Here is a 6,407-nt window from a genome sequence, read left to right on the forward strand (position 1 = left end):
ATTATCAGAAAAAGAAATGCGCATCAGTAGGATGCGCATAATTTAAATAAGTTCAATGTGCTTTGCACACATACTGTCTAAGAATGAAACATCATTTTTCAAACAGTAAACGCATTTTACTGCCTTCCCCTCTCTAAAAGCGAGGTTTCAGCAGTGAAAATTAGTTACATGCGTCTTTAAGTGCTTTACCTGCTTTGAAGCCAGGTACTTTAGCTTCTGCGATTTGGATCTCTTCACCAGTTTTTGGGTTACGACCTGTACGAGCAGCACGAGTACGAACACTGAAAGTACCAAAGCCAACAAGTGCAACTTGGTCACCTGATTGTAGCGTTGTGCCAACTGCTTCGATGAAAGCGTCTAGAGCGCGACCAGCTGAAGCTTTAGAGATGTCTGCGTTTTCTGCGATTGATTCTACTAGTTGTGTTTTATTCACTGTTTTTCCCCTATGTGTCATCTGTGACTATTTCTCGATGACTGTACGTTCCATTTTGGTTTTAATTTAGCCGCAAGCCTTATTGCAAAAGGGCTGCCGCTTTAGTCAAATAACTTAGCGTCCAAAAAAAACGCTGACAAGCCTTTTCGGGTCTATCAGCGTAATTCTTTACTTATTTTTGCTATGCATCACTATTTTTTCACGTCAAACTCGACCCCTGACGGATCTCGTTCTAGCGCGACTTTAAGTACTTCATCAATCCATTGGACCGGAATCACCTTTAAGTCAGCGATTACATTGTCTGGAATCTCTTCCAAATCACGCTCATTGTCTTTAGGAATCAAGACAGTTTTGATGCCGCCACGGTGTGCTGCAAGCAGTTTTTCTTTCAAGCCACCGATAGGTAAAACTTCACCACGAAGGGTAATTTCACCTGTCATACCGACCTCAGCTTTCACCGGATTACCCGTTAAGCTAGATACCAATGCAGTACACATTGCGATACCCGCACTTGGGCCATCTTTTGGTGTTGCACCTTCCGGTACGTGAACGTGAATATCACGTTTCTCGTAGAAATCTGTGTTAATACCCAGATTTTCAGCACGAGAACGAACCACAGTCATGGCTGCTTGAATCGACTCTTTCATCACATCGCCAAGAGAACCGGTTTGCGTTAGCTTGCCTTTACCTGGCATTGATTCAGTTTCGATAGTCAGTAGGTCACCACCCACTTGAGTCCACGCTAAACCCGTCACTTGACCGATACGGTTACTCTCATCCGCTTTACCAAAGTCATGACGTTGAACGCCTAAGTACTCTTTCAGGTTATCAATGTTAACCGTTACAGACTTAAGGCTGCTGTCTAGCAAGATATTCTTAACTGCTTTACGACAAATCTTCGAGATTTCACGCTCTAGATTACGCACACCCGCTTCACGCGTGTAATAACGAATAATGCCAACGATAGCTGAATCTTCGATATTAATCTCGTGAGGCTTAAGGCCGTTACGTTGGACTTGTTTGTCCAGTAAGTGACTTTTAGCGATGTTCAGCTTTTCATCTTCTGTGTAACCCGACAGACGAATCACTTCCATACGGTCCAGTAACGGGCCAGGAATGTCCATTGAGTTAGACGTTGCAACAAACATGACGTCTGACAGATCGTAATCTACTTCTAGGTAGTGATCGTTGAATGCAACGTTTTGCTCTGGATCTAACACTTCTAGAAGCGCTGAAGACGGGTCGCCACGCATATCAGAAGACATCTTATCGATCTCATCTAATAGGAACAGTGGGTTCTTAACACCAACTTTAGACATCTTCTGGATCAGTTTACCCGGAAGTGAACCGATGTAAGTACGACGGTGACCGCGGATTTCCGCTTCGTCACGTACGCCACCAAGAGCCATACGAGTGTACTTACGGCCCGTTGCCGCTGCAATCGAACGGCCTAGCGAGGTTTTACCGACACCAGGAGGACCAACAAGACAAAGGATTGGACCTTTTAGCTTGTTAATTCGATTTTGTACTGCCAAGTATTCAAGAATACGTTCTTTAACACGCTCTAAGCCGTAGTGGTCTTCATTCAAGACCTCTTCCGCTTTCGCTAAATTCTTTTTAACTTTTGAACGCTTAGCCCAAGGAACACCAACCATCCAATCAATGTAGCTACGTACTACTGTTGCTTCAGCAGACATTGGCGACATCATTTTCAGTTTTTGCAGTTCTTGCTCGGTTTTTTCACGAGCTTCTTGAGGCATTTTTGAATCTTCGATCTTCTTCTTCAGAGTCTCGAATTCATCAGGTGCGTCATCCATCTCGCCCAGTTCTTTCTGAATCGCTTTCATTTGCTCATTCAGGTAGTACTCGCGCTGAGATTTCTCCATCTGCTTCTTAACGCGGCCACGAATGCGTTTTTCAACTTGCAGGATGTCAATTTCTGACTCCATTTGGCCCATTAAGAATTCCAGACGTTCAGTCACATCTGCGATTTCTAGAACGTGCTGCTTATCAACCAATTTAAGTGGCATGTGCGCTGCAATCGTATCGGCTAGGCGTGCAGCCTCATCAATACCGTTCAGAGACGTTAGAACTTCTGGTGGGATTTTTTTGTTTAGCTTAATAAAGCCTTCGAATTGATTGATCGCGCTGCGAACAACCACTTCTTGTTCTTTTTCGTCAAGTTCTGAGGTTACAACGTATTCGGCATCCGCTAAGAAAAACTCACTCTCTTTGAACTGGTGAATTTTTGCACGCTGCTGACCTTCGACAAGTACTTTCACAGTACCATCAGGCAGCTTTAGCAACTGAAGAATAGTAGCGACGGTACCTACGTTAAATAGGTCGTCGATTGAAGGCTCATCAGTGTCCGCTTCTTTCTGCGCTACAAGTAGTACTTGTTTGTTAGCTTCCATTGCCGATTCAAGGCAAGTAATCGATTTTTCACGACCGACAAACAATGGAATAACCATGTGTGGGTAAACCACTACATCACGTAGAGGTAGCACGGGGATTTCGATACGCTCGGAACGTTCCAAGTTCATATATTTCTCTCTTCCGCTTTAACTTATAAAGCAGTATATGGGGCTTAAACGACTGGATTCAATGGAAGAATAAAAAAAAGGAGGTAATTGCTTACCTCCTTTTTCAATTTGAGTGACTTGTCTAAAAAAGACCTACTCTGCAACCGCTGTTTGGTTATCTGAGTTGCTGTAAATCAACAGTGGTTCTGACTCACCATTAATTACCGACTCATCAATCACAACCTTGCTTACGTCTGTAGAAGATGGCAGTTCGTACATAGTTTCTAGTAGAACACCCTCCAAGATAGAACGCAGACCACGAGCACCCGTTTTACGTTCCATTGCTTTCTTCGCAATTGCACGTAGAGCATCGTCGCGGAATTCTAATTCAGTCTCTTCGATTTCAAATAATGCTGCGTACTGCTTAGTAAGCGCATTCTTCGGTTCACAAAGAATTTGAACTAGAGCTTCTTCGTCAAGTTCTGTCAATGTCGTTGTCACGGGTAGACGACCAATGAATTCCGGAATTAGACCGTACTTCACGAGATCTTCAGGTTCAACTTGAGTGAACAGTTCACCCACAGTTTTTGCTTCATCTTTTGAACGCACTTCTGCGCCAAAACCAATGCTCGAACCTTTTTCTACACGTTGCTCGATCACTTTATCTAGGCCAGAGAACGCTCCGCCACAAATAAATAGGATCTTAGACGTGTCCACTTGCAAGAACTCTTGCTGTGGATGCTTACGACCACCTTGAGGTGGAACTGAAGCAACTGTACCTTCAACAAGTTTAAGTAGAGCTTGCTGTACACCTTCACCAGACACGTCACGCGTGATTGATGGGTTTTCAGCTTTACGAGAAATCTTGTCGATTTCATCGATGTAAACAATGCCGCGTTCTGCTTTCGCAACGTCATAATCACACTTCTGAAGCAACTTCTGGATGATGTTTTCAACATCTTCGCCCACATAACCGGCTTCGGTTAGTGTTGTTGCATCTGCCATTGTGAATGGAACGTCTAGGAAACGAGCCAGTGTTTCAGCCAGTAGCGTTTTACCACTACCAGTAGGACCGATAAGAAGAATGTTACTCTTACCTAGCTCTACGCCTTCAGCTGTCGTGTCACCATTACGCAAACGCTTGTAGTGGTTGTATACCGCAACTGCTAGCACTTTCTTCGCGTATTCTTGACCGATTACATAGTCGTCAAGATGCTCACGAATCTCACGCGGCGTTGGCAGCGATTCCGATTCTTTCTTAGGAAGAACATCTTTAATTTCTTCACGAATAATGTCGTTACAAAGATCGACACATTCATCACAAATGTAAACAGAAGGACCTGCGATTAACTTGCGAACTTCGTGTTGGCTTTTGCCACAGAAAGAGCAGTAAAGCAGTTTACCGCTACCACCCTCTTTGCTTTTATCTGTCATTCGCTAACCTCTTAGCCTTTACTCTCTATGCTTGAGTGTATATCAATTTGAATCACTTTGCGTTAAACAATTGCCGTGCAATTATTGACCACGGTGATTAAGAACTGAATCTACCAAGCCGTATTCTACTGCTTGATCAGCAGACATAAAATTATCACGATCTGTATCACGCTCAACAACTTCTAAAGGCTGACCAGTGTGCTCTGCCAATAGTTTGTTTAGCTTTTGTTTGATCGTTAGGATCTCTTGCGCGTGAATTTGAATATCAGACGCTTGGCCTTGGAAGCCGCCAAGTGGCTGGTGAATCATTACACGTGAGTTTGGAAGCACGTGACGCTTACCAGGAGTACCACCCGCTAGTAAGAATGCACCCATAGAGCAAGCTTGACCCATACATACTGTGCTCACGTTTGGCTTGATGAACTGCATTGTGTCGTAGATAGACATGCCCGCTGTTACGCTACCGCCAGGTGAGTTGATGTAAAGATAGATATCTTTGTCTGGGTTTTCTGATTCCAAGAAAAGCAGTTGAGCCACGACAAGATTTGCCATGTGGTCTTCCACTTGACCTGTTAAGAAAATGATACGTTCTTTTAATAGACGAGAATAAATATCGTAAGAACGTTCACCACGGGAAGTCTGTTCAACCACCATAGGAACTAGTGCGTCCATAATCGATGGCATTGTATTTTTTTCTTGGTAGCTCATATTCTTATGTCCCTAAAATAAATGGCCCGAATGATTAAATCATACGGACCATTGTTAGCAGAATTGTTGACCGTACGTCAACCTTCTACGTCAGATATTACTATATTAAGCAGGTTGCTGATTCATTAGCTCGTTGAAGCTAACTTCTTTATCAGAAACTTGAGCTTTAGCGATGATTGCATCAATAGCTTGCTCTTCTAGAGCAACATTGCGCATGTTGTTCATCATTTGCTCGTTTTGCTCGTAGTAAGCAATAACTTCTGTTGGATCTTCGTATGCTGTAGCCATCTCTTCGATGATAGCTTTAACTTTCTCGTCGTCAGCTTTTAGTTCTTCAGTCTTGATTACTTCACCAAGAAGAAGACCTACAACTACGCGACGTTTAGCTTGCTCTTCGAACAGCTCACGTGGAAGTTGGTCAGCAGCTTCAGTGTTGCCACCGAAACGTTGAGCAGCTTGTTGACGTAGAACACCGATCTCTTGATCGATTAGAGCAGAAGGTACGTCGATGTTGTTTTCGTTAACTAGGCCGTCGATTGCTTGCTCTTTGATGCGGTTCTTAACAGCTTGCTTAAGCTCACGCTCCATGTTCTTACGAACTTCAGCTTTAAGGCCTTCAACGCCTTCAGCTGCGCCGAACTTAGAAACGAATTCTTCGTTTAGTTCTGGAAGCTCACGAGCTTCAACTTTGTTCAGCTTGATAGAGAACTTAGCAGCTTTACCTTTTAGGTTTTCAGCGTGGTAATCTTCTGGGAAGTTTACTTCGATTTCGAATTCCATACCTGCTGTTTTACCAACGATACCGTCTTCAAAACCAGGGATCATGCGACCAGCACCCATCTCTAGTGGGAAGTTCTCAGCTTTACCGCCTTCGAACTCTTCACCGTCGATAGAACCAACGAAGTCGATAGTTGCACGAGAACCAGCGTCAGCAGCAGCTTCAACTTCAGTCCAAGTTGCTTGTTGCTTACGTAGAGTTTCGATCATCTCTTCAACGTCAGCTTCTTTAACTTCTACTGCTGGTTTCTCAACAGTGATGTTTTCTAGACCTTTCAGCTCAACTTCTGGGTAAACTTCAAAAGTTGCGTTGAATACTAGGTCAGCGCCTTCGTTGTTTTCAACTGGTGCGAAAGTAGGTGCGCCAGCTGGGTTGATTTTCTCTTTAACGATCGCTTCGATGAAGTGACGTTGCATTACTTCGCCCATCACGTCTTGACGTACTGCTTTGCCGTACATTTTAGCAACCATCTTCATAGGCACTTTGCCTTTACGGAAACCATCGAAACGACGGTTTTTCGCGATGTTGCGTA

5 protein-coding genes are annotated in these 6,407 nt (G+C 43.8%); all 5 read right to left on the reverse strand.

All coding sequences use genetic code 11. The annotated features are described in order from the left end of the window. Positions 1-160 precede the first annotated feature (160 nt). Positions 161-454 carry an HU family DNA-binding protein gene (locus tag AACR09_RS06500; protein ID WP_012604504.1) on the reverse strand — a complete coding sequence of 98 codons (294 nt, stop codon included), beginning with the start codon at positions 452-454 and terminating at the stop codon, positions 161-163. Positions 455-624: 170 nt separating this feature from the next. Next, on the reverse strand, positions 625-2,976 hold the full coding sequence (gene lon / locus AACR09_RS06505) for an endopeptidase La (protein ID WP_017076773.1): 2,352 nt from the start codon (positions 2,974-2,976) through the stop codon (positions 625-627). Positions 2,977-3,108: 132 nt separating this feature from the next. Beyond that, on the reverse strand, positions 3,109-4,389 hold the full coding sequence (clpX, locus tag AACR09_RS06510; protein ID WP_193836228.1) for an ATP-dependent protease ATP-binding subunit ClpX: 1,281 nt from the start codon (positions 4,387-4,389) through the stop codon (positions 3,109-3,111). 81 nt (positions 4,390-4,470) lie between these two features. Next, entirely contained in the window at positions 4,471-5,097 is a 627-nt protein-coding gene (clpP, locus tag AACR09_RS06515) for an ATP-dependent Clp endopeptidase proteolytic subunit ClpP (RefSeq protein WP_004736080.1), read from the reverse strand. Positions 5,098-5,202: 105 nt separating this feature from the next. Continuing rightward, a partial coding sequence (gene tig / locus AACR09_RS06520) for a trigger factor (protein ID WP_228011005.1) occupies positions 5,203-6,407 on the reverse strand: 1,205 nt, incomplete at its 5' end.

Source organism: Vibrio sp. OPT20 (assembly GCF_963889365.1).
Taxonomy (GTDB): domain Bacteria; phylum Pseudomonadota; class Gammaproteobacteria; order Enterobacterales; family Vibrionaceae; genus Vibrio; species Vibrio splendidus.